The 26,233-nt window shown below is 49.9% G+C and carries 25 protein-coding genes and 1 pseudogene; 22 read left to right on the plus strand and 4 right to left on the minus strand.

Annotated features, from left to right (window positions below; translation table 11 throughout):
* Positions 1–125 precede the first annotated feature (125 nt).
* From HMPREF9473_RS09465 to HMPREF9473_RS09560, 20 genes are all read left to right on the plus strand, one after another.
* Entirely contained in the window at positions 126–1,541 is a 1,416-nt protein-coding gene (locus tag HMPREF9473_RS09465) for an MBOAT family O-acyltransferase (RefSeq protein WP_006779875.1), read from the plus strand.
* A 26-nt stretch (positions 1,542–1,567) separates the two neighbouring features.
* Entirely contained in the window at positions 1,568–2,446 is an 879-nt protein-coding gene (locus HMPREF9473_RS09470) for a GDSL-type esterase/lipase family protein (protein WP_006779876.1), read from the plus strand.
* Positions 2,447–2,573: 127 nt separating this feature from the next.
* Complete coding sequence (locus tag HMPREF9473_RS09475; protein ID WP_006779877.1) at positions 2,574–3,026, plus strand: NUDIX hydrolase; 453 nt, start codon at positions 2,574–2,576, stop codon at positions 3,024–3,026.
* Positions 3,027–3,188: 162 nt separating this feature from the next.
* A complete protein-coding gene (locus tag HMPREF9473_RS09480) occupies positions 3,189–4,172 on the plus strand; it encodes a LysR family transcriptional regulator (RefSeq protein ID WP_006779878.1) in 984 nt (327 codons plus the stop codon).
* Between the two features lie 211 nt (positions 4,173–4,383).
* Entirely contained in the window at positions 4,384–6,057 is a 1,674-nt protein-coding gene (locus tag HMPREF9473_RS09485) for an ABC transporter substrate-binding protein (protein ID WP_006779879.1), read from the plus strand.
* A 25-nt stretch (positions 6,058–6,082) separates the two neighbouring features.
* Positions 6,083–7,030, plus strand: coding sequence for an ABC transporter permease (locus HMPREF9473_RS09490; protein ID WP_006779880.1), 948 nt, complete (start codon positions 6,083–6,085; stop codon positions 7,028–7,030).
* Between the two features lie 4 nt (positions 7,031–7,034).
* Complete coding sequence (locus tag HMPREF9473_RS09495) at positions 7,035–7,877, plus strand: ABC transporter permease (protein WP_034858198.1); 843 nt, start codon at positions 7,035–7,037, stop codon at positions 7,875–7,877.
* A 13-nt stretch (positions 7,878–7,890) separates the two neighbouring features.
* Complete coding sequence (locus tag HMPREF9473_RS09500; RefSeq protein ID WP_006779882.1) at positions 7,891–8,883, plus strand: ABC transporter ATP-binding protein; 993 nt, start codon at positions 7,891–7,893, stop codon at positions 8,881–8,883.
* A complete protein-coding gene (locus HMPREF9473_RS09505; protein ID WP_006779883.1) occupies positions 8,867–9,820 on the plus strand; it encodes an ABC transporter ATP-binding protein in 954 nt (317 codons plus the stop codon). Before HMPREF9473_RS09500 ends, HMPREF9473_RS09505 begins: the two co-directional genes overlap by 17 nt.
* Positions 9,817–10,209, plus strand: coding sequence for a hypothetical protein (locus HMPREF9473_RS09510; RefSeq protein ID WP_006779884.1), 393 nt, complete (start codon positions 9,817–9,819; stop codon positions 10,207–10,209). Before HMPREF9473_RS09505 ends, HMPREF9473_RS09510 begins: the two co-directional genes overlap by 4 nt.
* 32 nt (positions 10,210–10,241) lie before the next feature.
* Positions 10,242–11,477 carry an alpha/beta hydrolase gene (locus tag HMPREF9473_RS09515; RefSeq protein WP_006779885.1) on the plus strand — a complete coding sequence of 412 codons (1,236 nt, stop codon included), beginning with the start codon at positions 10,242–10,244 and terminating at the stop codon, positions 11,475–11,477.
* Between the two features lie 84 nt (positions 11,478–11,561).
* Positions 11,562–12,440: a hypothetical protein gene (locus HMPREF9473_RS09520; protein ID WP_006779886.1), complete on the plus strand. Its 879-nt coding sequence runs from the start codon at positions 11,562–11,564 to the stop codon at positions 12,438–12,440.
* Between the two features lie 15 nt (positions 12,441–12,455).
* Positions 12,456–13,436 (plus strand): MBL fold metallo-hydrolase, encoded by a 981-nt coding sequence (locus HMPREF9473_RS09525; RefSeq protein WP_006779887.1) that lies wholly within the window; start codon positions 12,456–12,458, stop codon positions 13,434–13,436.
* Entirely contained in the window at positions 13,433–14,431 is a 999-nt protein-coding gene (locus HMPREF9473_RS09530) for an MBL fold metallo-hydrolase (RefSeq protein WP_006779888.1), read from the plus strand. Before HMPREF9473_RS09525 ends, HMPREF9473_RS09530 begins: the two co-directional genes overlap by 4 nt.
* A 15-nt stretch (positions 14,432–14,446) precedes the next feature.
* Positions 14,447–15,208 carry an SDR family NAD(P)-dependent oxidoreductase gene (locus tag HMPREF9473_RS09535; RefSeq protein ID WP_006779889.1) on the plus strand — a complete coding sequence of 254 codons (762 nt, stop codon included), beginning with the start codon at positions 14,447–14,449 and terminating at the stop codon, positions 15,206–15,208.
* Positions 15,209–15,225: 17 nt separating this feature from the next.
* Complete coding sequence (locus HMPREF9473_RS09540; protein ID WP_006779890.1) at positions 15,226–16,179, plus strand: MBL fold metallo-hydrolase; 954 nt, start codon at positions 15,226–15,228, stop codon at positions 16,177–16,179.
* 7 nt (positions 16,180–16,186) lie between these two features.
* A complete protein-coding gene (locus HMPREF9473_RS09545; protein ID WP_242830794.1) occupies positions 16,187–17,212 on the plus strand; it encodes an amidohydrolase family protein in 1,026 nt (341 codons plus the stop codon).
* 43 nt (positions 17,213–17,255) lie between these two features.
* On the plus strand, positions 17,256–18,635 hold the full coding sequence (locus HMPREF9473_RS09550; protein ID WP_006779892.1) for an MATE family efflux transporter: 1,380 nt from the start codon (positions 17,256–17,258) through the stop codon (positions 18,633–18,635).
* 100 nt (positions 18,636–18,735) lie between these two features.
* Entirely contained in the window at positions 18,736–20,229 is a 1,494-nt protein-coding gene (locus HMPREF9473_RS09555) for a carboxypeptidase M32 (protein ID WP_006779893.1), read from the plus strand.
* Between the two features lie 160 nt (positions 20,230–20,389).
* On the plus strand, positions 20,390–20,713 hold the full coding sequence (locus HMPREF9473_RS09560) for a hypothetical protein (RefSeq protein ID WP_207636791.1): 324 nt from the start codon (positions 20,390–20,392) through the stop codon (positions 20,711–20,713).
* A gap of 137 nt (positions 20,714–20,850) precedes the next feature.
* Here the strand turns inward: HMPREF9473_RS09560 and HMPREF9473_RS09565 are convergent, their stop codons facing one another.
* The 4 genes from HMPREF9473_RS09565 to HMPREF9473_RS09580 form a co-directional block, all read right to left on the minus strand.
* Complete coding sequence (locus HMPREF9473_RS09565) at positions 20,851–22,212, minus strand: redoxin family protein (RefSeq protein WP_006779895.1); 1,362 nt, start codon at positions 22,210–22,212, stop codon at positions 20,851–20,853.
* A 43-nt stretch (positions 22,213–22,255) separates the two neighbouring features.
* Positions 22,256–23,623: an FAD-dependent oxidoreductase gene (locus HMPREF9473_RS09570; RefSeq protein ID WP_006779896.1), complete on the minus strand. Its 1,368-nt coding sequence runs from the start codon at positions 23,621–23,623 to the stop codon at positions 22,256–22,258.
* A gap of 3 nt (positions 23,624–23,626) precedes the next feature.
* On the minus strand, positions 23,627–24,064 hold the full coding sequence (locus HMPREF9473_RS27665; RefSeq protein WP_006779897.1) for an RrF2 family transcriptional regulator: 438 nt from the start codon (positions 24,062–24,064) through the stop codon (positions 23,627–23,629).
* Positions 24,065–24,273: 209 nt separating this feature from the next.
* A complete protein-coding gene (locus HMPREF9473_RS09580; protein ID WP_006779898.1) occupies positions 24,274–25,506 on the minus strand; it encodes a 6-phosphofructokinase in 1,233 nt (410 codons plus the stop codon).
* Positions 25,507–25,737: 231 nt separating this feature from the next.
* Between HMPREF9473_RS09580 and HMPREF9473_RS09585 the strand changes: the two genes are divergently transcribed.
* Positions 25,738–25,938, plus strand: a complete 201-nt coding sequence (locus HMPREF9473_RS09585; RefSeq protein WP_006779899.1) for a helix-turn-helix domain-containing protein — start codon at positions 25,738–25,740, stop codon at positions 25,936–25,938.
* A gap of 95 nt (positions 25,939–26,033) precedes the next feature.
* Positions 26,034–26,233, plus strand: a pseudogene (locus HMPREF9473_RS28720) (transposase); the annotation flags it as partial.

A 26,233-nucleotide genomic window follows, 5' to 3' on the forward strand; every position in this document is an offset into this window, starting at 1 on the left:
GCTTTCGAATTTCATTTTCCTGTTATTCTCATTTTAACAAATTTTTTAAGATAGTCAAATTTTTTGAAACTTTTTCCACCCTCCGCGCGTCTATCATTATAGAGATAAGGAGTGGGAGTGGAAGTATGGTATTTAGCAGTTTTGAATTTTTAGTCTATTTTCTTCCGGGTTTTCTGCTGGTGTATTACCTGGCGCCCGCGAGATGGAAGAACAGCTGTCTGTTTGCAGGCAGCCTGATATTTTATGCGGTTGGCGTACGGAATCATCCGTTTTATCTGGCGCTGATTGTGTGCTCGGTGCTGGTGAATTACCGGGTGGGACGGGCCATCGGGCTGGCGGGGAGAAAGTCCATCAGAAAGCGCTGGCTGGCGGCGGGGCTTGTCTACAACTTCGGCTGGCTGGTATTTTTTAAATATCTGGATTTTATTTTGGAAAATGTGAACCGGGCCGGAGCGTGGATGGGAGCCAGCCGGCAGATTCCCTATCTGAATCTGGTTTTGCCAATTGGAATCAGTTTCTATACGTTTCAGATTAGTTCCTATCTGATTGACGTTTACCGGGGAAAGGTGAGGGCCGAGCGCTCCGTCATCGCCCTGGGGACTTATCTGTGCATGTTCCCCCAGCTGATTGCAGGGCCAATTGTGACATACAGTTCCGTAAATGTCCAGCTTCGCGCCAGGAAGCATTCGATGGCCAAGGTGGAGGAGGGACTGAAGCTGTTTACCCTGGGGCTTGGATATAAGGTCCTGATTGCCAACCAGGTAGCGGGGCTCTGGCATCAGGTCAACACCATCGGGTATGACAGCATATCGACGCCTCTGGCGTGGATGGGGATAGCCGCGTACAGCTTTCAAATCTATTTTGACTTTTACGGGTATTCCCTGATGGCGAAGGGGCTGGGAAAACTGCTGGGCTTCCAGTTCCCGGATAACTTTTCCAACCCCTATCTGTCGTTGTCCATGACGGAGTTCTGGAGAAGATGGCACATCACGCTGGGCAGCTGGTTTCGGGAGTATGTGTACATTCCGCTGGGTGGAAACCGCAAAGGTTTTGCGCGCACTATCCGGAATATGCTGGCCGTGTGGCTGCTCACCGGCCTGTGGCACGGGGCCAGCTGGAATTTTATCCTGTGGGGATTTATGATGTTTGTGTTAATCAGCGTGGAGAAGATGGGATGGGGCAAAGTCACGGAGCGGTTCCGGCTGCTGGGGCATCTTTACATGGCGCTCGTCATCCCATTGACCTGGCTCATCTTTGCGGTGCCGGATATGGGGCAGATCGGGCTGTATCTGTCGAGACTGTTTCCATTTCTGGGAGGCGTGGAGGGAAATGTGTTCGCTGGCGATTATGTGAAATATGGAAAGATGTACGGCATTTCCATGATTGCGGCGCTCATATTCTCCACGGGACTGCCGGAGCGGATGTATCGGAAATGGAAATTCCATGTGGTTACGGCGCTGCTTTTGACGGCGGTGTTCTGGGGAGCGGTCTACTGCATTTATCTGGGGATGGATGACCCGTTTTTATACTTTAATTTTTAGATGAAACTCGGATAGGGGGAATTGTGATGAGACGATATACTTATACCATATGTCTGGGAATGAGTATCCTGGCGGCCGCAGGGCTGGCTGGCGGTGAGAAATTGGTGAAAGCAGTGTTTGATTTAGGCGGACAGACGGTCTATGCCAGCGTTGAGGAGCAGGAGAGCGTGGTTGAAAAGCCGGTAATCATTATTGAAAATGATAAAAAGAACCGGGAGATTCAGGCGAAAGAGTCATCTGCTGTTTGGGTGGAAACCGGAGCAGCGGCCGGGATAGCAGCGGAACCAGCTGCGTCACCGGAAGTGTCAGAAGCCTCAGCGCCGGAAGCGCCAGAGGAAGCGCCGGAATACCATTTCGAAGACACCCTGTTCATCGGGGATTCCAGAACCGTAGGGCTTAAGGAGTATGCCGATTTGGGGGAGGCGGATGTATTTGCAACCTCGGGAATGAGTGTCTACAAGGTGTTCGACACCCGCGTGCAGGTAGAGGGGAAAGGAAAGCTGACGCTGGAGGAATTGCTGACCGGGAGAAATTATAAACGAATCTATCTGATGCTGGGAATCAACGAGCTGGGCTATGAGTTTGAGAGAAGTATCCGTAAATACCGCAGCGTGGTGGAGCAGATCGAGAGTCTGCAGCCGGACGCGGAGCTGTACCTGGAAGCCAATCTCCATGTGACGAAGAAAAAATCGGAATCCGATGGTATCTATAACAACAGGAACATTGACCGGTTCAATCAGTATATCAAAGATTTGACTGACGGGACCGGACGCATTTTCCTCGATGTCAATGAGCGGTTTGATGATGGAAATGGCAATCTTTCGCCCGATTACACGGCGGACGATGCCCATGTCATGGGGAAATACTATGCCATCTGGGCGGAGTGGATTCGAACAGCCACTTAATCCCTCTTGCATATCATAGAGAAAAGAGGTATACTAAATCCAGTCTTTGATGACACACCAACAACCGGATTTCTTGAAAGTTCTGCGGAAACGCGGGGCATTTCCGGCTGTATCAGGAGGGATTGCAATGATAGAAGCAACGAGCTGTGGCGGTGTGGTTATATTTCGAGGTAAGATTCTGGTTTTGTATAAGAATTATAAAAACAAATACGAGGGTTGGGTTTTGCCGAAAGGAACTGTGGAAGCTGGAGAGGAATATAAGGAGACGGCGCTTCGGGAAGTGAAAGAAGAGACGGGCGTCAGCGCTTCGATTATCAAGTACATTGGCAAGAGCCAGTACTCCTTCAACACGCCCCAGGATATGGTGGAGAAGGACGTGCACTGGTATCTGATGATGGCAGACAGCTATTACAGCAAACCACAACGGGAAGAGTATTTTATTGACTCAGGGTATTACAAGTTCTACGAGGCCTACCATCTGCTGAAGTTTTCCAACGAAAAGCAGATTTTGGAGAAAGCCTACAATGAGTATCTGAGCTTGAAGAAGAATAATCTTTGGGGCAGTAAAAAGTATTTTTAACACATGGAATTAAAACAGAAAGAAAAGGTCTCTGCGGCAGAACGAACGCAGAGGCTTTTTTTATACTTTCACTTATATGTGCGTTCAGCCGGATATAGAAATAAGAGATATCATGTGGTAGAATAGGGGCAGGGGCAGCAACAAGAGAGGATGGGGATAGTCATGAATTTACAGCATCTGGAATATTTTTTTGCCATTGCCGACAATAAAAGTGTTTCAAAAGCAGCGGAAAAGCTTCATGTTTCACAGCCGTCACTGAGCCGGGTAATCAGGAACATGGAAGAGGAGATGGGTACAAAGCTGTTTATCCGCACAGCGAAGGGGATGGAACTCACAAAAGAAGGGGAAGCGCTATACGGTGAGGGCAAGAGAGCGCTGGATATTTTAAACAATGCCAGAATATCAATCAACACAAGAACCAGAAAACACAGTGATATCAGTATTTACTCTACCATGGAGCGCTCTCCGCTGGCAGCAATCAAAGAGTTTAAGCGCTTTAACCCTGATGTCGCTATTGGGTATCATCTGATGAAGTATGATTATGAGCAGTTTACCTTTCCCTGTGAGCGGACACGGGAAAATACGTTCTGCCTGGTGCCGGAGACTGCGGTGCCGCCATCAGGGGAGGAGTTTGAGTATGCCAGGTTTCAGAAGGCGGAAGCAGTTTTGATAGTGCCAAGCACCCATTGGCTGGCAGAGCGCAAAGAGGCGCGTCTGGAGGAACTGGCAGGGGAGCATCTGATTCTGCCAGCAAAAAATTCTCTGTTCCGAAGCTGGGCGGAGGATATGTTTCGTCAGTCCGGTTTTCAACCGCTGGTGGAACCGGAGGAAATCTGTGAAGCGCCTATGGAACGGATTGACAAACTGGGAATGGAGATAGCCAATATCTTTTATCAGCACGATGTTCCGCTGGATTTAAATACCGGAATCTATAATGCGGAATTCCGTCATGGCATTATGATGAAACATAACATTGTATCACTGGTGTTTGTCAATGGCAGGACCAGGTGGAGAGAAGGAACCTGCCGTGTGAAACTGACTGACCCCGGAACGGAGCGCTATTCCTATATGATATGGTCAAAACAGATTCCATTTTCCGATACGATGGATAAGTTTTTAAGGTTTATCCGAAATTATTATGATTAGATAACATTCAAACTATAAATCAGCAGGCTGTTACTTTTGCAAAACGATGTGAAAGTAACAGCCTTTTTGCGTTCTGCCGTCTGGTTATGTCATTTGTGATATGGGCGCTTATACAATATACCCAAACTGGCATTGGAAATAAAACTAATCTTGTGCAAAAATAACAATATAAAAGTGAAAACAATCACAATAAGAAGGAGAGGGTAACAAGATGAAGAAAAAAATGTTGGCACTGGTAATGGCAGGCACCCTGGTATCAGGTCTTCTGGCCGGCTGTGGGGGAACCGGAACGACGACGGACAGCGCTGGGACAACCGCAGGAACGGCTGGGGAGCCGTCCACCTTATCGGCAGATGCTATGACGCTGGCAGTGGATGATGGAGGTTCCGTAGCAGGGAAAGAAGGAAAAAAGACAAAGCTTAATTGTACCGGAGGAAATGTAACGGAACTCGGACCATTCACTAATGTGGGAGCGGGTCATATGCAGTACCGTGGAGTGGTGTATATGAAATTGGCTTATTGGGTGGGAAATGATATGTACAGTGACTGTGCGGAGAGTATTGAGCAGGTTGATGATTACAGTTACCGGATAAAATTGTACGATGGCATCTATGATAGCAACGGCAATCCATTTGATGCCAGTGATTTGGTGTTCTGTCTGGAGGAAATCAAGAATATCGGAAAAATATCTTATCATCGTCAGATTGAAAAGGTGGAGCAGGAGGATGACTTGACAGTGTTGATTACCCTGGATAATAATTTGTCTTCCAGTTTCCGGGATTTTGCGGACAAGACCCTATTGGTAACGAAAGAATCCTACGAGGCAAGTCCGGATGGAATGGCCACGGACCCGGTTGGATTTACCCAGTATAAGGTGACAAGTTTTATCCCCAGTTCCAGCGTTGTCTATGAGAAGGTGGAAGATTACTGGCAGAAGGATGAGTCGAAAATAACAAGACATTATGAAGCAAACGTGGATGTTATCGAAATGCATATGCTGACTGAGGCGGCTCAGAAGGTATCTGGACTTCAGACGGGGGACCTCCAGTTGGCCAATGAGCTTGGATATGTCAATGTGACACAGTTTCAGGGCAATCCGGATTTTATGATTGATGAGCAGTTAAATATCTCCGACTGTCTGGCCCTGTTTTTCAACATGACGGACCAGGGAGCATGTGCGGATGATTTGGCGCTGCGCCAGGCCATACTGTATGCCATTGATAAGCAGGAACTGCTGGATTCCCAGGGACTTGGCGAGACACTCAAAGACTTTAGCTGTTCGGTCTACAATGGGTTTAACGAGGAGTGGCTGACAAAAGACGCTTATGACTATAACCCGGAAAAAGCGAAGGAACTGTTAAAAGAGTCTCATTATAACGGGGAGCCCATTCGTCTGTTGTCATCGGCTACCGAAATTTACAAGACACTTGCCGAAATTATCACAGCCAATCTTCAATCGGTGGGAATCAACTGTGAGATGGTTGTCCGTGAGGCAGCAGCCTGGACATCCGCAACCTTTGCAAGTGCGCAGGAATATGATATTGCCATCAAGGGAGCTGGTTATGCCTCCGGAAATATCGAGGACTCTTACAAAAAAGTGGGCAGTGACACCGTATCGGATATCCCAGGAACTACTTTCTTTGGCTGGAAAAACCAGGAACTGATTGATTTGTGTAATGAAGTAACCGTGATCGGTGGGATGACGCCGGAAAAGATAAATCAGATTCATGATATCTGCTATGAAAATGCAGTCGGTATGGGACTTTACTGTACCTATACCCAGTATGTGGCGTCTGGCGATGTGACAGATGTGTGGCAGTACGGTACCTACTATGTTCCAAATGCAACCCATTTCAAACCTGATTATGCGGTATATGCACAGTAGCATCCGGATGAGAGGAGATTGAAGGATGATAAAATATATCATAAAACGTCTTTTGCTAATCATCCCCATTATATTGGGAGCAACCATTCTGGTTTTTACCATCATGTATTTTACGCCTGGAGACCCGGCGGAAATCATTCTGGGGACGGATGCGGGCAGGGACGCCATTATGGCACTGCGGGATAAGATGGGGTTGAACGACCCATATATTATCCGGTTAGGCAGATACATAGTAAGCCTGTGCCATCTGGACTTTGGGGATTCCTATATGACAGGACTCCCCATCTTTCAGGAACTTATGGAGCGAATTCCGAATACGCTGAAGCTCAGCATGATTAGTATTCTGGTGGGAGTCCTGGCAGGGGTGCCTCTGGGCGTAAATGCAGCGGTTCATCACGGCAGATGGCAGGATTTCCTTTCCATGATAATCGCTTTGCTGGGGGTGTCTATGCCTGGTTTCTGGCTGGCGCTCATGCTGGTGGTAATATTTTCCGTCAAGTTGAATGTGCTTCCGCCTTTTGGCATGGGGGGATTGAAATACTGGATTATGCCAGTACTGTCCAACTGCTTCAACGGACTGGCAACCCAGGCGAGACAATCCCGGTCCAGCATGCTGGATGTCCTGTATTCTGATTACATCGTTATGGCCCGGGCCAAAGGACTTCCGGAGAAGGAGGTTATCTGGAAACATGCGCTGCCAAATGCAATGATTCCCATTATCACGGTGATTGGCGGTGCGCTGGGACATGCTCTTGGCGGCGGCCTTGTGATTGAGACCGTGTTTGGAATTCCCGGAGTTGGCTACTATATGACGACAGCAATCAACCAGCGTGATTACATTGTGGTACAGGGATGTGTTGTTATCCTTGGTGTGGTATTTTCGCTGATGATGCTGCTTACAGACCTGCTCTTAGCGGCCGTGGACCCACGGATTAAAGCTCAGTTTGCGGGAAAAGGCGGAAAGCACAGGTGAAAATATGGGAAAAAATAATCGAGTTGTAATGAAACGGATGCTTCACAATCCGATGGCCGTCATGGGAATGGTTATTTTCCTGATTATCGTTTTCTGCGCCATCTTTGGACCGTGGATTGCACCCTATGATATCAGCAAGGTGAGTGTGAAGGAGGCATTTCAGTCTCCTTCCGCCAGACATTTATTCGGAACGGATAACCTGGGAAGAGATATTTTCAGCAGACTGCTGGTAGGCGCCAAGTATTCCCTAATGATTGGTCTGGGAGCGGAAGTGATCGCTCTGTTTGGCGGTCTGGTCGTTGGTTCCATTGCAGGTTTCTTCGGCCAGCGGGTGGATGACGTGATTATGAGGCTCTGTGATGTGATTCAGTCTATTCCGGGAATGGTGTTAAATATCGCGCTGGCGGCAGTGCTGGGATTGGGGATTGTTCCCTGTTTTCTGGCTCTGGGTATTGGTGGAATTGCCGGAAATGCCAGGATGATTCGGGCGAACATCCTGAAAATCAGGAAAAATGAGTTTGTGGATGCAGCATCTTCCATCAACTGTTCGACGCCACGAATTATCATCCGTCATGTGCTTCCCAATACCATTTCGCCCATGATTGTGTCGGCCACCATGGATATGGCTCGAAGTATCATGGCGGCTTCCAGTTTAAGCTACCTGGGACTTGGCGTCCAGCCACCTAACCCGGAATGGGGGGCTATGCTGTCAGCCGGGAAAAGTTACATTCTGAACTATCCGTATATGTGTCTGGCTCCCGGTATTGTCATTGCTATCACGGTACTGTCACTGAACCTGATGGGAGACGGTCTTCGGGATGCCCTGGACCCAAAATTAAAGAAGTGAGGGAGGCGGTGCTATGAATTCAGAAAAATACCTTTCCATAAAAAATCTGGAGGTAGAGTATGTGACAAGCGAGGAGACCGTCTATGCGGTGAATGGGGTATCCTTCGATATGAAAAAAGGCAGGACGCTGGGGCTGGTCGGCGAGACCGGGGCGGGAAAGACCACCATAGCCAAAGCGGTTATGAGAATTTTACAGACTCCGCCATCCATCGTTAAAAATGGGGAAATCTGGCTGGAGGGCAGAAACCTGATGGCTCTCTCTGAAAAGGAAATGTGCAGAGTCAGAGGAGACCAGGTGACTATGATTTTCCAGGATCCAATGACAGCGTTAAATCCCACGATGAAGGTGGGAAGACAGATTGAGGAGGTCATCCTCCACCATGAAAAACTGACAGAGAAGGAAGCTCATAAAAGGGCGGAGGAAATGCTGGAGATGGTGGGAATCCCCGCAGAGCGTTATGATGAGTATCCCCATCAGTTCTCCGGTGGTATGAAACAGCGTGTGGTAATCGCCATTGCCCTGGCCTGCAACCCGGATTTGCTGCTGGCGGATGAACCCACCACTGCTCTGGATGTGACGATACAGGCGCAGGTGCTGGATATGATGAGAGAACTGCATCGGAAAAAGAATACCACCACCATCCTTATCACCCACGATTTGGGTGTTGTGGCGGAAATGTGCGACGATGTGGCGATTGTTTATGCCGGGGAAATTGTGGAGAAAGGCACGCTGCGAGATATTTTTAAGCAGGCCGCCCATCCTTACACCAGAGGGCTGTTTGCGGCAATACCTCATCTGCACGATGACAAGGAGCGCCTGACACCTATCGAGGGGCTTCCGCCGGACCCTACAAAGCTTCCGGCTGGCTGTAAGTTCCATCCCAGGTGCCCGGCTGCCCAGGAGGCATGCAGGACGGGGGAGATTCCGGAGCTTGAGATATCGGAAGGACATTACTGTAAATGTCTATTTGCGGGAAAGGGGAAGACGGATGGCGGAGCTTGTTGAGATTAAAAATCTAAAAAAATATTTTCATACGCCCAGAGGAGAAGTTCATGCAGTGGATGATGTTTCCATGGCAATTGGCCGTGGGGAGACAATGGGCGTTGTGGGAGAGTCAGGATGTGGGAAGTCCACGCTGGGACGTGTTCTGGTCCATCTGGAGGAAGCGAGCGGCGGACAGATTCTGTTTCAGGGCCAGGATATCACTGGAGTCAGGGGCCGTGCCCTAAAGCAGTTTCGGGAAAACGCCCAGATGATTTTTCAGGACCCCTATTCCTCCTTAAACCCAAGGTTTACCGTGGAGCAGACCATACAGGAGCCTTTAATTATCTCAGGGAAATTTAACCGGAAGGAAATTGAGGAAAAGACAAAGGAACTGATGGACTTAGTGGGAATTGCCAGCCGTCTGAAGCTTAGTTATCCCCACGAGCTGGATGGAGGGCGCAGACAGCGGGTGGGAATTGCCCGCGCCCTGGCGCTGGACCCGAAATTCATCGTCTGTGATGAACCGGTGTCAGCCCTGGATGTTTCCATTCAGGCTCAGGTGTTGAATCTGCTTCAGGATTTGCAGCAGCAGAAGAAGCTGACTTATCTGTTTATCACTCATGACTTATCCGTGGTCCGCCATATTTCCAACCATATCAGTGTCATGTATCTGGGACAGCTGGTGGAGACTTGTGAGTCCGGGGAGTTGTTTGCCAGGCAGCTGCATCCCTACACAAAAGCTTTGCTGTCTGCCATTCCCACGACGGATATTGATAAAAAAATGGAGCGGATTATTTTAAAGGGAGAGATTACCTCCCCGATAAACCCGAAACCAGGCTGTCGTTTTGCAGCCAGATGTGTCTACGCCACACCGGAATGCAGGAAGCCCCAGACTCTGACGGAGCTGGAGCCGGGACATTTTGTATCCTGTTGGCGTGCAAAGGAGATTAACGGATGAGAAAGAAAACATACGGCCATATCATCAGCCTGACAGTGATTCTGTTTGTGGTGGTCTGGTGCTTTAACCTGATATCTGTAAAGGAGGGCTATCCGGGAACTGCTGTTTTATCGGATTCGTTTATGGTTCCGGGTGTATGTTTCCTGGGGATTGCCTTGATGAAGATGGCAGATTACTATGGCTCTTTTGATTTGGTGCTTTATACTGCCAGCTGGACGGTATCTTCTATGTCAAAGAACCGTGATTCGGCAGAGGAGAGACGAAAACGCAGCCTTTCATTCCCGGCCTATAAAAAAGAACGGGAATTGAAACGTTGTTTTCCAACTCCGTATTTTGCCGCCGGAGGTCTTCTCTCTGCCGCAGCGGTATTCGTGGCACTGCTGGTATAAGAAAATAAGAATGTGGGAAATGGAGTTTAAGTATGGAAGAAAAAATATATGAAATAAAAAGTGAATTTTACCGTCTGGACAGGAGAATTCCCATTGCCGTTTACCGGCCGTCAGAGCCGTCAGAGCGGAGTCAGATTGCAGTTCTCGCCATGCACGGGGCGGACTATCTTTCCTTTGAGCCGGTGATGGAACTGGCGAAACACGGTTTTACTACGGCGGGGGCAAATCCCCAAAGCAGTTCCATCAAAGACCGGATGCTGGATGTGAAGGCGGCTGTGGACTTTATGAGACAGTATCCGGGAATCAGGAAGGTGGTACTCATGGGACACAGCAATGGAGGGTGTCTTAGCAGCTGTTACCAGTATATTGCGGAAAATGGGACGGGGCGGTTTGCCAATACCGTACGTATCGTTCCGTTTCCGGAGATTGAGCCCCTTACCCCGGCTGATGGACTGATGCTTTTGGATGCCAACTACGGCATTATGGAGGTGCTGCCCATGGACCCGGCTGTCAAAAGCCTGGATAATGGCTATGAGCGGATTCCGGAGCTGGATATCTACAATCCGGATAACGGCTATGACCCGGCCGGTTCCCATTATGACCGTGGATTTGTCAGACGTTTTCAGCGGGCCCAGATTCAGTTTTATAAAAAACTTCTGGACTATGCCAGGGAACGGGCGGAATTAATTAAGATGGGAAAGGGACGTTTTGCGGATGATGAACCCATTGTGATTCCTGGAGCCGGCAGCGGCAGTGGAGCCAATAAATTGTTTATTCAGGATGTCAGTCTTCTGGGGCATACCAGAGGGGAGCACAAGCTGCTGCATCGGGGAGGCGTGATAACCAGCGAAGTGATTCGCACGGTCAGGACCCCTCACGATGCGCCATCTCCCTCTCTGTATCATCGGGGTTCCACGATGATGACGGTCAACAGTCTGCTGGCAGGGGAAATAAAGTTCGATGATGATTTTGGATATGATGAATGTTCGATGTGGGGGGCGGACTGGAATTTCAATCCGTTCAGCACCAGGGCAAATGTACAGGGAATCCATGTGCCGCTGCTGGTAGAGGGAAATACCGCCAGCCATGAGTTTATTCAGGCGGAGTATAACTATGAGCTGTCTGCCAGTGAGGATAAGGACCTGGTATTTCTGGAAGGCGCTACTCACATGTTCCGGCCACAGGATGAAAAATATGGAAATACACTGGAAACGTTTGGTGTATATATGGCTCAGTGGCTCGCTAAGCCAGGCCGCTTTTTATCATAGGAAGTGTGTCTGTTATAGTGGCCGCACACTGGCGTTAGAACCGGTATGGCTGGTCTCTGGTTTAGAGAGAAAGGAGTGTAAAGGATGAGTATCATATTGAACAATGAGCGTCTGAGTGTTGAGATTGCATCTCCAGGAGAGGAGCCTAACACAACCAGGCGTTTTGACAGGGCAGGATTTGTAACACAGGTAACGCTGGATGGCATCCACAAGTTTTGCAGCAGGGAACCGGACAATCTGCCCCATAAAAGCTCCGGTGGATATGGACTGTGCTGTGAGTACCGGCTGCCGGAACCGGCATTTGCCTGTCCACTGGGAGGTCAGTTTCCGAAGCCAGGTATCGGTCTCATGACAAAGGACTTGGAGGGGAAGTTCGTGTTTCATCATCCCTATCCCTGCCTTCCCTATGAAATTGAGGTGGAGACAGCCCCGGCGAAAGCCGCATTTCACACGTTACCAAATCTCTGTATGGGATACGCCCTGGAGCAGACAAAAACAGTGATGCTGCGGGAAAACCGGTTGGTGATGGAGATGAGTCTTAAAAATGCGGGGAAGCAGCGTCTTGTATTTGAGGAGTACTGCCACAATTTTGTCACGATTGATAAGATGCCGATTGGGCCGGAATACATGGTTCATCTGCCGGTTTTATCGCTGGAGGGACAAAAGCCGAAGACCGGATGCGCTCTGAAAGGGACGGAAGATGGCGTGGGATTTGTCTGTTACAGTAATGAGCCGAGCCTGATGGATATAGAAAAAGAAAAATTGACAGGAGGCGCGCCATTTGTATGGAAGCTGACCCACGAGAATACGCCTGCATCGATTTCAGAATCTGTGTCTTACATGCCGGCCAGGGTTACGGTGTGGGCGATTGACCACATTATCTCCCCGGAAGTTATCTGTCATTTTGAGGTGGAGCCGGGGGAGAGTGTGAGCTGGAGCAGAACCTGGACTTTTGCCGGGTAGTTTAGGAGGAAAAATATGAGAAGAAATCGTGAGATAGAAACTCCCATCAGGGGAAAACGTTTGGTGCAGAGGGAACCAATCGACGCCACCAGCTGGGCCTTTATGAAACTGTTGAGAGAGCAGGATGATACAAGAATGATATATGAGGTGGACCCGTTTGTCGAGGTTTACCGGCTGCGGGACCATGTCTACGGACTTTTTACTATAAGTGCGGATGGCATGGGAGACCCATGGATGTATCTCATTGTGGGGCCGGAGAAGGCACTGCTAATCGACACCGGCTTTGGTATCGGCAATTTAAAGGGACTGGTGGAACAGCTGGCTGATGGAAAACCGGTGATGACGGCCAATACACACTGCAGCTTTGACCACAGCTACGGAAACTGTCAGTTCGAGCAATGTTTCTGTCATGAGAATGAGGCGGCTCAGATGGAGGAGAAACAGAACCCTCATATCTGGGATTATCTGTTTGATGAGCAGGGAAATGGTATCTGGCTGGATATCCACCGGGAGGATGTGATTGCATATCGGGAATATGAGGTAATCCCGGTGCCGGACCAGTACCGGTTTGATTTGGGGGACGGCTATGAAGTGGAATTAATCTGGGTGCCAGGTCACAAGCCGGGACATGCCATGTTTCTTGATAAAAGGAGCCGGCTGTTGTTTGCCGGAGATGATATTATCAGCATGCGGGTGGGAATCGGGAAAAATTCCGCTTTTGCAACGGTGGAAGCATACGAAAAAGAGATGAGAAAGCTGGCTGCGAGAAAAGAAGAATTCGACTACATTTTCCCCGGTCATTTTATCTTTAATCTGGAGAGCACCGTGGTGGACAATCTGGTTGAGACGGCGGGCCGGATCTTGAGTGACCCGGAGGACTATGACGTGCTGGAGGAGAGCCGGGGGAAGATGACACGCCTGAAATATGTAAAGGGGCTGGGGACCATCGGATATGGGGAAGACAATGTCTACAAGAACAGGGAGGCGGAGGGATGAGAGAGAATATTAGAATAGAATCCCCACTGAAGTCAAGGCGCATTCGCAGCCGGGAGCCGGTGGATGAGCGGTGCTGGGCATTTATGAAAGAACTGCGGGAACACCATAAGGGAAAAGCGGTCTATGAGATTAACCCCTATGCCGAGGTGTACCCGGTCAGGGAGAATGTCTATGCAATATTTAATGAGAGTCTGGACGGGGCCGGGGACGTGTGGATTTATCTGATTGTTGGCGAAGAGAAGGCCATGGTGATTGATACAGGCTTTGGGCTTGGGGATTTAAAAGGGCTCTGTGGAAAGCTGAGTGGAGGAAAGGAACTGATAGTGGTAAATACCCACCCCCATATTGACCATGCCTATGGTAACTGCCAGTTTGAACAGGTATATTGCCATGAATATGCGGTACCCCAGCTGATGGCTATGAACCGGCCGGATGCCTGGGAGCATCTGTTTGATGAACAGGGAACTCCCATTTGGACAGAATTTGACAGGAGAGACCTGATTGCTTACCGCCCATACCGGATTACGGGTGTGCCGGATGGATATGAATTTTCTCTGGGAAATGGTCATTTGGTGGAATTGATTTTTACGGCAGGCCACGCCTCCGGCCATTGTATGTTTCTTGACAAGAAAAACAGGCTGCTGTTTGCCGGTGACGATGTTATCAGCATGCGGATTGGAATCGGCGGGCCGCGTCCCGGAGATGTGTATGGCGCATATGCCACCGTGGTTCAATATCGCAATCAGATGAGAAAGCTGGCAAGTCGGCTGGATGAATTTGACTATGTGTTTCCCGGCCATTTTGTGTTTGACCTGGGACATGAGGTGATAGAGGATTTGGCAAAAACGGCTGAAGCCATTGTAGCGGAGCCGGAGGCTTACGATTACGCGGAGGAGGCGGATACCCCGGGAGGGCGAATCCTTCGCATGTGCAGGTTTGTACCGGGACTTGGGACTATCGCCTATACGGAGAAGAGTATCGGTGTGGATTGTTAGGGAAAGGAGGTTTCTATGCAGACATTAACTGGAAGAACCTGTATTTTCTCCGGAGCTTCCGGGGGAGACGGGGTGGCAGCTGTGAAGGCGCTGTGTGCTGGCGGGATGAATGTGGTAATGATGACACACCGATTGAAGGAAGCGGAAGAACTGGCTGAGGAAATTAATGCCTCTGGTGTGCCAGGATTTTGTATGTGTGTAACGGGAGAGGGGAAGGAAGCGGCAGAATCCCGGGATGAGGTACTAAAAAATATTAACGAGCGGTTTGGTTCCATCGATGTGGTCATCAGCAATATAGGGGCTGATGGTTATGGGATAGAGCTGCAGGAGGTCACCAGGGAACTGCTGATGAAGAGTATGGACCACCTTGTAGGAGGAGGTTTTGAGATGATGAAGAATGCGCTTCCATATCTGAAGCAGAGCCGTGCCCCGCGGGTAATATTTATGACAACGGTGGAGGGCAGATATGGGGGAACTCATGAAAGTTATATCAATGCCATCGCCAAGGGCGGCGTTCTTTCCATGGCCTTAAATTCGGCGGCCAGACTGGGGCGGTACGGAATTACGGTAAACTGCATTTCCAAGGGGGCGGTGAAGCGGGAGGGCTATATCCGGCCGGATGCGCCAAAACCGGAGGAGTTGTTATCACGAATTCCGGTGGGGAGAATTGGAACGCCGGAGGACTTAGCACAGGCAGTCTGTTATCTGGCCAGCGAGGAAACAGGTTATATCACCGGCCAGGTACTGAATGTCTGCGGCGGGCTGTGTATGGGATGAACAGAGAGGAGAATGGGATGTTGACAAAATGGTTCCCCATGGTCCAGTTTCAGAAGGATACCTGGGAGATAGATGAATTTGACTGTGCCAGTATGTTCCTGCTGGTGGGCAGTGAGCGGGCGATGTTGATTGACTGTGGAATCGGGATTGGAGACCTGCGCGGGGCGGTGGAAATGATAACGGAGAAACCTCTGACCGTGGTCATCAGTCATGGTCATGTGGACCATACGGGAAATGGAAGGCAGTTTGAGGAGCTGTGGATGCATCCGGCAGACCAGAAGATACCGATTCCCATGAGTTTGGAGCGGAGGCGGTGGGATACACGGATGATTGCCCGCAGACAAAAAGGCTGTATTGGAGCTCCATACAATATGTTTTCTCTTTATCCTTACCATATCAATGAGGATTTGAGAGAGCCGGGGGAGGAGGAAAGATTCCCCCGCATCCGGGATTTGTATGACGGACAGCAGTTTGATTTGGGAGGCGGTCGGATTGTGACAGCCTATGAGTGCCCCGGACATTCAAGGGGGGAGATGGTGTTCCTGGATCATCAGACGAGAACGCTGTTTGCCGGTGATGCCCTGAATTTTAACCTGGGAGTCAGCGCGGTACCGGTAGAAACCACACTGCGCTCCTTGAAGAAGATTCAGGGATTAAAGGGACAGTATGATGTGATTTACAACGGGCATCACGATTTCCGGGCTTTAGGGGCGCCTTTGGATGAGGATTGTCTGCCGGATGCCATTGCCATTTTAGAGGATGCGATGGCAGGCCACATTGTGCCCTGTGAAACGCCAAGCTTCTGGGGGCAGTCCATACCGCTGGAGCCGGGGGAAAGGGTGGCGGTAGCATCGCCGGGAAGTGATAAGGAGCCAAAGCCGGGGAAACGGATGACGCTTCGCCGGGGACGGGTGTTTCTACATATTGACCCGGACAAGATACGGGAGGAAGGGGAAGAGAATGGTTGTTGATGCAAATATGTACTGGTTACCGGAGGACATGTTCACAGATAGGGGATATCTGGAAGCATTTTTGAGATGTGTACCGAGACAGTATGGGGTATGGGCTCATTGTGAGTGTATCCCTGGGAGTGATAGAATGCAGCTGATTGTGGAGAGTCCAAAAGGCTGCCAGAATTTAAATTATGTTCAGGGAGAATATACGCTGGAGACTCAGTTAGATGACATGGATAAGGCGGGGGTGGACAGAGCGGTGTTAAAAACACCCTGCTGTCAGGAATGGCTGAGTCTGGAACTGTGCCGCCGGTTTAATGATGAGATGGCGGCTCATGCGGCGGGCAGCGGCGGCAGAATGTCGGCTCTGGCTGTGGTTCCACCGTTGGGAGGCCGGGAAAGTCTGTGTGAGCTGGAGCGCTGTGTGAAAGAGCTTGGCATGACGGGAGTACAGCTGTCGGCTCATTATGGAACTCTCTATCTGGACGATGAGGCATTTGCTCCGTTTTTTGAAAAATTGAATGAGCTTAAGCTGCCAGCTTACGTCCATCATACCCCGGTTCCGGTAGAACACCAGGCAATCTCGGATTACAGTAATCTGCGCCGTTCTTACGGACGCTGTGTGGACCAGACAACTGCCATAGGCCGGGAAGTGTTCAGCGGCATGTTTGAGCGTTACCCGGAGGTGAAGCTGGTTCACTCCATGCTTGGAGGGGCATTTTTTGCCTATCTGGAATCTATGTTCCATAAAAAGCCGGACGGCGCTGCTGATACGGTTAAGCGGTTTGAGACTGATACGGAGCGGTTGTGCCGGCATCTGCGGGAGAACATCTATTTTGAAATGTCACATGCCCAGCCATGGGGCAAAACCTTGCTGGAATGCGCGGTGAGCATATTGGGAGCAGACCATATTCTGTTTGGCTCTTCTTATCCGGTACGAAGGGAGTGGCTGGTTGGAGGTCCTGATTATGTGAGGGAATTGGACATTGAAGAGTCAGATAAGAAACTGATTCTGGGAGAAAATGCCGCCAGAATTTATGGGATTTCATAGAGTATCAGGATTATAAAGCGGCAGGAGAGAAGAGGTGGTTTGATTGACACAGGCGGTGCAGAAGGGCCGGATTGGAACTAATCTGACAGAAGGGCCGATTATGAATAAACTTCTGATATTTGCATTTCCGATTGTGCTGACCAATCTGGTACAGCAGCTGTATTCCATGGTGGATTTGATTATTATTGGCCAGTTTGTGGGAAATATCGGGACTGTGGGTGTGAATACAGGGGGTGAGATGGCGGATTTGGTGACTCCGGTGGCTATGGGATTTTCAACGGCCGGACAGATTTTTATTGCCCAGTTGTTTGGGGCAAAGGAGGATACAAAGATAAAAAAGACGGTGGGAACACTGCTGAGCTTTATGTTGATACTGTCAGTTGTGTTATCAATGGCTGCAGTTTTCTGCCATACAAGTGTATTGAAGCTGTTGAATTGTCCAGCGGAAGCTATGGGGCAGGCGGGAAGCTATATGATGATTACGGCCATCGGTTATCCATTTATCTTTGGATATAACGCTGTGTGCGGTATTTTAAGAGGAATGGGGGAATCAAGACGGCCGCTTTTCTTCATCCTTGTGGCGGCTGTGGTGAATATTGTGCTGGACCTGCTGTTAGTTGTGGTGTTTCACATGGAAGCGGCAGGGACAGCCATTGCGACGGCTGTATCCCAAATGGGAGCTTTCTTTGCCGCGTTTCTTTTTATGTGGGAAAAGCGGGAGAAATTTGATTTCGAGTTAAAGCTATCGTATTTTAAGCTGGATAAGGACATATTAAAAGTATTAATCAGACTGGGAATCCCACAGGTAGTCCGCAGCATGTTTGTACGTTTTGGCATGCTCTGGGTTAATTCCAGCGCCAATGCTTACGGTCTGGTGGTATCGGCTACCAACAGTGTAGGTAATAAACTTCAGAAGTTCCTGGAGGTATTTGTTCAGGGGATTGACACGGCTTCCGCGTCCATGGTGGGGCAGAATCTGGGAGCCAGGAAAGTTGACAGAGCCGGGAAGACAACTCTTTGTACGGTTGTGGCGGCATTGGGATGCGCAGCCGTGTCGGCAATGCTGTGTCTGTTCTTTCCGCATCAGATTTTTGGAATTTTTACAAAGGATGAGGCGGTTATAGCGCTGGGAGCGGTGTTTCTCAGGATTTTTATTCTTCACTTTTTTGCATCTGCCATCACCGGTTCTTTTCAGGCTATGGTGACCGGTTGTGGTTTTGTGGAATTGGGCTTTATCCTTGGTCTGCTGGATGGACTGATATGTAAAATTGGTTTTAGTCTGTTGTTTATGTATGTGTTTCATATGGGATACTTAGGTTTATGGTGGGGCGTTGCCTGTTCCAGAATACTGCCGGGATGCATCTGCGTGGGATATTATCTCAGCGGCAGGTGGAAAACGAGAAAACTGTTGACAGAACGTTAGTGTTTTTTTCAATCTTGAATAAAGAATTGCGGTGTGGTAAATTATATATCATATCGGGATTCTCTGGAAAGAGGGAAATTCAGGAGAGAAGGAGACTGTTATGAGCAAAGCATATGAGGAATTACAGCCGTATCTGGAAAAGGCCATGGCGCTTCAGACGGCTATGGTTTTATTTGAGTGGGATGATGAGACGCTGGCGCCGAAGGAGGCGGGGGCGTATACATCCAAGGTGATTGGAACGTTGTCCGAGGAATATCTGGAGAAAATCACCTGTGACGAGGTGAAGCGTCTGATTGCGGAGTGCAAAGAGGATAAGACCTTATCCGAGGTGGAGGCCGCCATCGTCAGGGAGGTGGCGGATGAGCTGGAAAAGCTGGAGTGCATTCCGCCGAAGGAGTACCGGGAGTTTGCACAGCTGTCGGCGGAGTCCACCAGAATCTGGGCCGAGGCCAGGAAAAATAAGGATTTTGAAGCATTTGCACCCACGCTTCAGAAGGTGATTGATTACCAGAAGAAGTTTGCCTCCTACCGGGCCAAGGACGGGCAGAAGCTCTATGACGTGATGCTGGACACCTACGAGAAAGATTTCAATATGGAGGCGCTGGACGAATTTTTCAGGCAGCTGAAGGACGCCATCGTGCCGCTTCTCAAAGAAATCATGAAGCACGGCAAGAAGATAGATGACAGCTTTTTGACCGGGGATTATCCGGTGGAGAAGCAGGAGGAGATTGCGAAGTATCTGGCGGAGTATGTGGGATTTGATTTTGACAAAGGCGTGCTGGCGGTCAGCGCCCACCCGTTTACCACCAATCTTCACAACCATGACGTGAGAATCACCACGGCTTACAATGAGCATGTGGACGATTCCATTTTCTCGGTGATTCACGAGGCGGGCCACGGCATATACGAGCTGGGCATCCGGGATGAGCTGACCCAGACCATGGTGGGACAGGGCGCATCCATGGGCATGCACGAGTCCCAGTCCCGTTTCTTTGAAAATATCATCGGCCGCAACCGGGCTTTCTGGGTGCCAGTGTACGGAAAACTCCAGGAACTGTTCCCGGAGCAGCTTGGGGATATTGATTTGGATACCTTTATCGATGCCATCAATAAAGTGCAGCCAAGCCTGATCCGGACCCAGGCGGATGAGCTGACATACAGTCTCCACGTGATGATTCGGTATGAGATTGAGAAAATGCTGATGGAGGAGAATCTGGAAGTGGAGAAGCTGCCAGATGTCTGGGCCGACAAATACGAGGAATATCTGGGCGTGCGCCCCAAAGACGTGTCGGAAGGCGTGCTGCAGGATATCCACTGGTCCCAGGGCTCCTTCGGATATTTCCCATCCTACGCCCTGGGAAGCGCCTTCGGCGCCCAGCTGTATGCCAGGATGAAGAAGGAGATGGATTTTGAGGGACTGCTGGAGGAAGGAAAGATTGACGTCATCCGGGAGTACCTAAAAGACCACATCCACCAGTTCGGCAAACTGAAGACCAGCCGGGAGATACTGAAGGATGTGACGGGAGAGGATTTCTCTCCGAAGTATTATATTGAGTATCTGACGGAGAAGTATCGTAAGATTTATGAGTTATAAGAGGGAACAGGCAGGGGAAGAACGTGCGGATAGGCAGCACGTTCTTCCCCTGATTTATCATTTTATCGATAAATGAATGGACTTTTGATTCGGTATATTATAAGATGATTACATAGGTGTGAGAATAAAGAAGGCAGGTGAGGTCATGGAATTTACAGTGATGTGTGCAGATAAACCCGTGGCGGAAGTGTACATTTCGGAAGATAAAAAAGAAGTGAATATCAATCGGCTGGTACCGGACTCCATCGAGCAGCCTTTTGGCGGTGATAAACTGGATTTGGAGCGGGTGTATCGCTTTTTGAAAAGCCGGTGCTATGAAGATGGGAGAGCAGATTTGAAGGAAATTCTCGCACAGGCCGGTATGAGCAGTAATAATCCGTGGGAGTGGGTGAAGATTACTCATGGCGTTACCTGGGAAGACTTTTTCTGGATTCGCTTCCCGGGAGAAACCCTCACTTGGGAAGATGTGAGGTGGAAGCGGTGAAAGTGTTGAAATATCAGCTGAAGCGATATCTTCATATCATTCCTGATAAGAATATGGTATCCCAATAAAGGGAAAGTTAAACGACAAAAAGCCCTGTGCCATATCAAAACGGCACAGGGCTTTTACTCTGTCAATCTTTATTGTGGGGCCAGCTTTCCATCCATGGTCTGCTTGACTATGCTCTCCATCATGTCTGCGGACAATGCGCCGGAGGCGTAGCCGAATATATTTCCATCCTTATCAATCATGAAGGTGGTGGGGTAGGAGTATATGCTGTAATTGTAGAATACGTCTCCTGTTTCATCCATCACGACCGGGAAGGTGTAGCCTTGCTCGGAGAGGAAACTGGTGATGTGGTCCACATCGCCCTCCTGGCCCTGGTTTGGTCCGGCGACGCCGAGGACGATTAAATCTTCCTCGTTGCTTCCATACCGCTCGTATAATGCCTGAATCTCCGGCATTTCCCCGCGGCAGGGCGGGCACCAGGTGGCCCAGAAGTTTAGGAATACGGTTTTGCCCTGGTAGTCGGACAGGGTATGGGTCTCTCCGTTCTGGTCTACCAATGTAAAGTCAGGGGCCAGAATCGGCGCTGCGGTGGTGGTTTCCTCGGCAGTGGAGCTGCTTTCGGCTGCCGCGATGCTGGCTTTGGTGTCGTCAGCATTTTCCGACTGGGCAGGCATGGTCTCGGTGTTTTCCTCGCCCATGGGTGAGGTCTCCACGGCGGCGGTTGTCTGCTCTTTGGCGGTGCTGCTGCCGGAAGAAAAGCCGCCTGGGGAGGAGAGGTACCCGGTGAAGCTGTTCATAAAGCCGGTGAAGGTCATGATGCCCATGAGAATCAACAGCATGGCGCCCACCTTAACCGTATATTTGACAACACTTCCGTGCTTTTTGAAGAAATCCAGCAGGGTCGTGGTAAATAGTCCAACCGCCAGAAATGGCAGGGTGAATCCCAGGGTGTAGACGCCGATCAGCATGGCGGCCTTGCCCATGGAACTGGTAGTTCCGGCCATCAGCATGACACTGCTTAACACCGGCCCGACACACGGCGTCCAGGCGAAGCTGAAGGTGAAGCCCAGCAGCAGGGCGGGAATCGGTCCCATGGACCACCGGTCCAATTTTAAGAACATCCGGTGTTCCTTGCCAAGCATTTTGGAGCTTCCGAAGAAGCCAAACTGGTACAATCCAAACATCACCATGATAATGCCGCTGATTCTGGCAAACATGGTCCGGTTGGAGTTGAAGAATTTACCCAGGGCCGTAAACCCAAAGCCCAGCAGAAAGAAGGTAAATCCAATTCCGATGGTGAAGAACAGGGTGTTGATAAACACCTGTCGTCTCGGATAATAAACCCGTCCGTCCTCCCCGACATGTTTCCCTCCTCCTGCCAGATAGCTTAAATAGAGGGGGAGAAGCGGCAGGACGCAGGGGGATAGAAAACTAAGCAGTCCCTGTGCAAATACGGTCAGGACCGGCACGCTGATATCAAATGAAAATCCCATAATCATCTCCTTGTCTTAAAACAGTTTATTGTAACAGCCCACATTAAATTGTGGAGAGTAAATCGTTGAGGCCTTCGGTCATGGTTGGGTGGTTGTAAATGGCATCCCGCAGTACGGTGTAGGGAAGCCCCGCATCCATGGCAATCTTGATGAGATTGATCATCTCATGGGATTCCAGGCAGAAGAAATGTGCGCCGAGAATCTGATTGGTCTCCTTATCGATAATCATCTTCAGGGAACCGGTGGTCTGCTCCAGCACTTTTGCCTTCGGGATCGCTCCGGCGGCCAGCCGTGCGACCAGAATCTGATGGCCGGCATCCAGCGCCTGCTGCTCCGTCATGCCGACACGTGACAGGGGCGGGTCTAAAAATACGGTGTAGGGTACATTTCCCCGGTTTTTGGTGGTGCGGCTCTTGTCGCCCAGCAGCTGGGATTTCACAATCCGGCTGTCATCCAGGGATATGTAGGTAAACTGCAGTCCCCCTGTGACGTCTCCCATAGCCCAGATATGAGGCACGGAGGTGCGCAGCGTCTCGTCCACGGCGATGGCTCCACGCTCCGTCAGAGCGATGCCGGCATGTTCCGGATGAAGTTCCTCCAGATTTGGACGCCGTCCGGTTGCCACCAGAATCGCGTTGGCCGTCAGTTCCCGCACACCGGAATCGTCCTTTACGGAGACCACAGCCGTATCTTCACCGTCTGTCACGGACTGAACCTGGGCCTGGCGGATGATTTCCACCCCGCGGCTTTGCAGGCTTTCCAATACCACCTGGGCAATCTCTGCGTCCTCCCGCGGGATAAAGTCTTTTCCGTCCTGGATGATAGTTATCTGGGAGCCAAAGTTGGCATAGTAGGAAGCAAATTCCAGCCCGATATAGCCGCCACCGATAATCACCAGCCTCTGGGGCAGTTCCTCCCGCTCCATCATGGTCTCGCTGGTGTAGGCGAAGGCGCTTTCCTTCAGCCCTGGAATGCTGGGGATAAATGGTCTGGCGCCGGTGTTGATATAAATCTGGCCGCCCCACAGCTCCTCGGAGGTTCCGTCCGCGTAGGTGACATGTAAACGATGGTCATCCACGAAGGAGGCGGAGCCCACAAGCACTTCCACTCCGGCGGAGGTGATTTTCTTATAGTTGCCTTCCCGAAGACCGGCGGTCATATTCCGCTTGGCGATAACGGCGTCCTGGTAGCGGGCCGATTTCTCCGCGAAATCACCGCCATACTTTTTGGACAGTCTGGCCCGGTTTTCCAAAAACTTGGTGGGAAGACAGGCCACGTTGGGGCAGGTGCCTCCGAACATCTTGTCGGAGCGCTCAATGAGAGCCACCTGAAAGCCCTTCTTTGCCAGGGCCGCCGCCAGGGTCTTGCCCCCTTTTCCAAATCCAATAATAATATGTTCATATTCTTTCATGAGTTACGTCTCCTTTCGTGATTGCTTTCCTGATTGAAATATCATGTTGTCAATATCCATGATGGTGATTTTGCGCAGGGATTCTCTGCACTGCTCATCGAGTTTCTGGTAAATGGAATCCATAATGTCCGCCATACCGGAGGCCACCAGACAATCCATATCAGTGTCCCCGCTGCGCCAGGCGGCATCCACAAACCGGATATCCAGCGCCTGGGCCACCTGGTTCAGAGAGAGCTTCTTCGCATCTGCGCAGAAGCGGTAGCCACCGGCAGTTCCCTCCTTTGTCTCTACAAAACCAGCCTTTTTGAGCTGGGCCATCACCTTGCGGACGCGGGCGGGGTTGGTACAGATGTTTTCCGCTAACGCTTCGCTTGATAAGGTGCAGTCTTTGTGGTTTAAATAAACCAGGGCGTGAACTGCCAGGCTGAAAATACTATCCATGTATAAATCCTCCTTTTCTATCTTTTCTGATTTTAATTTGTGTGATTCTGTGCTGCCTGTATACCTATCGGGCTGTATTTCTTGATGTGTAATCGCTTGGAATACAGTTCATACTGTAACGATAGCAGATACAGTTGAAAATGTCAAGAGGTTTTTATAAAAAAACAGAGGTGGATTCAAATCCACCCCTGTCGTTCATTTGGAAAATGTTATTCCTTCATATACAGATGTCTCGGGATTCCGTTAACCATAACGGACGGATAATCGCCCTGAATCAACGGTTTCACATAATCGATAAAGTCCTCGGTCACGTAGGTGCCGTCCTCCGTAATCCAGTTCCTCGGCACCAGCTTCTCGCCGTTGGCAATCTTGTGAACGTCGTAAATGCCGGTGGCGCACTGGTACGGGTCGTCGGATACCCGGTCGATGACCACCATTTTTCCGCTGTCCCCCTCGTCGGCGGCTTTCACAGCGGCACCGCCAACCATAAAGGCTTCATTGATATCCACCCTGGATGCCAGATGGGAGGCGCTTCGCTGAAGAGTGCTGAATTCCACGGCCCTTGTCTTGCAGCCAAGCTCCCGGCTGACTACATTGGCTAGGTAGGTGGCGGAGCCGGTCAGCTGCTTGTGGCCGAAGGCGTCCACATAGTCCGCATTTCCGGAGGCCTCACTGACATAGGTGCCGTCCTGGAAGCGGATGCCCTCGGAGATGGCCACCACAACCGTGTTCTTCTTCTCCAGCAGGTTTCTGGTCCTTGACAGAAATGCTTCCGTGTCGAATGGCACCTCCGGCAGGTAAATCAAATCCGGACCGTCACAGTCCTCCCCCTTGGCGAGAGCGGAGGCCCCGGTCAGCCAGCCGGCGTTGCGGCCCATAATCTCGATGATAATCACCTGCTGCTTGTTAAAGGAAAATCCGATGCCGTCACGGATGACCTCCTTGGTGGAGGTGGCGATGTATTTGGCGGCGCTTCCGTAACCGGGCGTGTGGTCGGTGAGGGCCAGGTCGTTGTCAATGGTCTTGGGCACGCCCACAAACTTCTGGGTCTGTCCCGTCAGGATGGCGTAGTCGGACAGCTTCTTGATGGTGTCCATGGAGTCGTTGCCGCCGATGTAGATGAAGCATTCGATGTCCAGCTTATTTAAAATCTCAAACAGCTTGACGTAAATCTCCTGATTCTCATGAATCGCCGGCAGTTTATAGCGGCAGGTGCCCAAAAATGCCGACGGTGTCCGTTTGAGTATCTCGATGTCCAGCTCATTCTTGATGTGGTCGGACAAATCGATATACAGTTCTTCCAACAGCCCCTGGATGCCAAACCTCATTCCATAGACCTTCTTTGCCCCACGGTCCATGGCGGTCCGGTAAACACCCGCCAGACTGGAGTTGATTACGGCAGTCGGTCCGCCTGATTGTCCCACAATTACGTTTCCCTTCATGTCTTTTCCTCCAATACCTGTTCAATTTTTTGCTGCTATTACACGTGACACTTGTACTTCGATTTTACCATAAAGCTGTCAGAAAAACCAGCGCAAATCCAGGTAGTGATTGACAATAATCGGGGCCGTCCAAAGAATCGTGGAAAACAACGTCAATATGCGGGTCATAGTCCGCGCAGAATCTTACAATATTCGACAATATCGACTAAACTGGTTTTATGAGGTGGGACGATGATATCTTATAGGCCATTTTGGGACACGTTAACGGAAAAGAATATTACAACTTACAAGCTGATAAACTACTATGGAATCAGCAGCAGTTTAATAGACCGGTTGAGAAATGACGGAGATATAAAAATGTCCTCCGTGGATAAGCTGTGTCGTATTTTAAACTGCAGCGTCACAGAGATCGTGGAATTTGAGCATAAGTGAACGTGACAATCAAGACTGGGGGCTGTAAAAAAACTCCCCTAAAAGAAAAATCGCTGAGGTCGTGAGACTTCAGCGATTTTTTGGTATAATTAATTATGCGACTAAATAAAAATACCAATAATAATTATACAGTACGTCAACTGAAATTACCACTGGAAATCGAAAAATTAATTGATATTTCTGATCCGGTATACACTTTCTGCGAGGTAATGGATCACATCGACCTATCAAAATATTTTGTTAGCGAATGGATACAAAACAAGGCCGTCCAAGATGTGATGAACACAAACTCCTC

Source organism: Hungatella hathewayi WAL-18680, from assembly GCF_000235505.1.
Lineage (GTDB): Bacteria > Bacillota > Clostridia > Lachnospirales > Lachnospiraceae > Hungatella_A > Hungatella_A hathewayi_A.

Excerpts from the sequence above, each read along its gene's own strand:
- HMPREF9473_RS09465 (WP_006779875.1), top strand. The coding sequence starts at position 126 with ATGGTATTTAGCAGTTTTGAATTTTTAGTCTATTTTCTTCCGGGTTTT.
- HMPREF9473_RS09470 (WP_006779876.1), top strand. The coding sequence starts at position 1,568 with ATGAGACGATATACTTATACCATATGTCTGGGAATGAGTATCCTGGCG.
- HMPREF9473_RS09475 (WP_006779877.1), top strand. The coding sequence starts at position 2,574 with ATGATAGAAGCAACGAGCTGTGGCGGTGTGGTTATATTTCGAGGTAAG.
- HMPREF9473_RS09480 (WP_006779878.1), top strand. The coding sequence starts at position 3,189 with ATGAATTTACAGCATCTGGAATATTTTTTTGCCATTGCCGACAATAAA.
- HMPREF9473_RS09485 (WP_006779879.1), top strand. The coding sequence starts at position 4,384 with ATGAAGAAAAAAATGTTGGCACTGGTAATGGCAGGCACCCTGGTATCA.
- HMPREF9473_RS09490 (WP_006779880.1), top strand. The coding sequence starts at position 6,083 with ATGATAAAATATATCATAAAACGTCTTTTGCTAATCATCCCCATTATA.
- HMPREF9473_RS09495 (WP_034858198.1), top strand. The coding sequence starts at position 7,035 with ATGGGAAAAAATAATCGAGTTGTAATGAAACGGATGCTTCACAATCCG.
- HMPREF9473_RS09500 (WP_006779882.1), top strand. The coding sequence starts at position 7,891 with ATGAATTCAGAAAAATACCTTTCCATAAAAAATCTGGAGGTAGAGTAT.
- HMPREF9473_RS09505 (WP_006779883.1), top strand. The coding sequence starts at position 8,867 with ATGGCGGAGCTTGTTGAGATTAAAAATCTAAAAAAATATTTTCATACG.
- HMPREF9473_RS09510 (WP_006779884.1), top strand. The coding sequence starts at position 9,817 with ATGAGAAAGAAAACATACGGCCATATCATCAGCCTGACAGTGATTCTG.
- HMPREF9473_RS09515 (WP_006779885.1), top strand. The coding sequence starts at position 10,242 with ATGGAAGAAAAAATATATGAAATAAAAAGTGAATTTTACCGTCTGGAC.
- HMPREF9473_RS09520 (WP_006779886.1), top strand. The coding sequence starts at position 11,562 with ATGAGTATCATATTGAACAATGAGCGTCTGAGTGTTGAGATTGCATCT.
- HMPREF9473_RS09525 (WP_006779887.1), top strand. The coding sequence starts at position 12,456 with ATGAGAAGAAATCGTGAGATAGAAACTCCCATCAGGGGAAAACGTTTG.
- HMPREF9473_RS09530 (WP_006779888.1), top strand. The coding sequence starts at position 13,433 with ATGAGAGAGAATATTAGAATAGAATCCCCACTGAAGTCAAGGCGCATT.
- HMPREF9473_RS09535 (WP_006779889.1), top strand. The coding sequence starts at position 14,447 with ATGCAGACATTAACTGGAAGAACCTGTATTTTCTCCGGAGCTTCCGGG.
- HMPREF9473_RS09540 (WP_006779890.1), top strand. The coding sequence starts at position 15,226 with ATGTTGACAAAATGGTTCCCCATGGTCCAGTTTCAGAAGGATACCTGG.
- HMPREF9473_RS09545 (WP_242830794.1), top strand. The coding sequence starts at position 16,187 with ATGTACTGGTTACCGGAGGACATGTTCACAGATAGGGGATATCTGGAA.
- HMPREF9473_RS09555 (WP_006779893.1), top strand. The coding sequence starts at position 18,736 with ATGAGCAAAGCATATGAGGAATTACAGCCGTATCTGGAAAAGGCCATG.
- HMPREF9473_RS09560 (WP_207636791.1), top strand. The coding sequence starts at position 20,390 with ATGTGTGCAGATAAACCCGTGGCGGAAGTGTACATTTCGGAAGATAAA.
- HMPREF9473_RS09565 (WP_006779895.1), bottom strand. The coding sequence starts at position 22,212 with ATGGGATTTTCATTTGATATCAGCGTGCCGGTCCTGACCGTATTTGCA.
- HMPREF9473_RS09570 (WP_006779896.1), bottom strand. The coding sequence starts at position 23,623 with ATGAAAGAATATGAACATATTATTATTGGATTTGGAAAAGGGGGCAAG.
- HMPREF9473_RS27665 (WP_006779897.1), bottom strand. The coding sequence starts at position 24,064 with ATGGATAGTATTTTCAGCCTGGCAGTTCACGCCCTGGTTTATTTAAAC.
- HMPREF9473_RS09580 (WP_006779898.1), bottom strand. The coding sequence starts at position 25,506 with ATGAAGGGAAACGTAATTGTGGGACAATCAGGCGGACCGACTGCCGTA.
- HMPREF9473_RS09585 (WP_006779899.1), top strand. The coding sequence starts at position 25,738 with ATGATATCTTATAGGCCATTTTGGGACACGTTAACGGAAAAGAATATT.